Annotated in this window: 1 protein-coding gene; it reads right to left on the bottom strand. The window is 46.9% G+C overall.

The window, feature by feature from the left end:
• Positions 1-80 precede the first annotated feature (80 nt).
• On the bottom strand, positions 81-1,052 hold the full coding sequence (cmoB, locus tag R7Q47_RS26275) for a tRNA 5-methoxyuridine(34)/uridine 5-oxyacetic acid(34) synthase CmoB (RefSeq protein WP_005483112.1): 972 nt from the start codon (positions 1,050-1,052) through the stop codon (positions 81-83).
• Positions 1,053-1,067: the final 15 nt, after the last annotated feature.

Here is a 1,067-nt window from a genome sequence, read left to right as displayed (position 1 = left end):
GCACCCTTGATGAGAATAGAAGAGAGGGTAATGTCTTAATGGCAGGAAAGAGTTAAGACAATGTTAGAAATCTCAGTTAATTATGGCTTACGTGCTACCAGCACTGCGCGGCGTGGTGCCGGGTAGCCTTCCACTGTTTTGCTTGGATCGTTTGGATCTAAGTAATCTGGTAGAGAGTTGTGTGTCATCCAATCTGTTGTGCGTTGTTCATCAACAGAAGTCACGTTCTCATCCACAATATGAACATCTTCAAAACCAACCAGTTCTAGCCACACTTTTAGTGCTTTCGCAGACGGGAAGAAGTACACATTGCGCATTTGAGCGTAGCGTGAGGTCGGAACAAGTACTGCGTTTTCATCGCCTTCGATTACCAAAGTTTCCAATACTAACTCACCACCAGAAACCAACTGATCTTTTAGTTGAATCAAATGGTCAAGTGGAGAACGACGGTGGTAGAGAACACCCATGCTGAACACGGTATCAAACGCTTCCAGTTTAGGCAGTTGTTCAATACCCAGCGGCAGTAGGTGCGCACGTTGGTCGCCGCCCATGAGTTTGCGAATTGCTTCAAACTGGATCAGGAACAGGTGAGACGGGTCGATACCCACGCAAAGACGAGCACCTTCGCCTAACATGCGCCACATGTGGTAACCATTGCCACAACCCACATCGAGCACGCTGCGATTTTTCAGTGGAGAAATGTGTGGAAGTACGCGATCCCATTTCCAGTCGCTACGCCACTCGGTATCGATATGAATGCCGTGCACCGTGTATGGACCTTTGCGCCAAGGGTGGAAAGTACGCAGTAAGTTTTCTAGCTTTTTCAGTTCGCCTTCATGGAAAGGCGTATCGTTGCTGATGGTTACAGAGTTCTTGATATCAACTTGATCTGGTGAGCCTTCTGGAATTTTGTTCAGTGCTTTCAACCAGCGACCAAAGTCACCGTGCTCTGCATTTTGCCAGTCCGTTAACTGTTGTGGTAACACATTCAGCCAAGGTTGAAGACGGGTGTCTTGGGCAATCAATTGGTAGAAATTTGCAAAGTTAAACATAGTTAGTTAATCGCT

This window comes from Vibrio sp. Vb0349, assembly GCF_033338975.1.
Note: the sequence above shows the minus strand (reverse complement) of the source record. Positions and strands in the feature narration are given on the sequence as shown.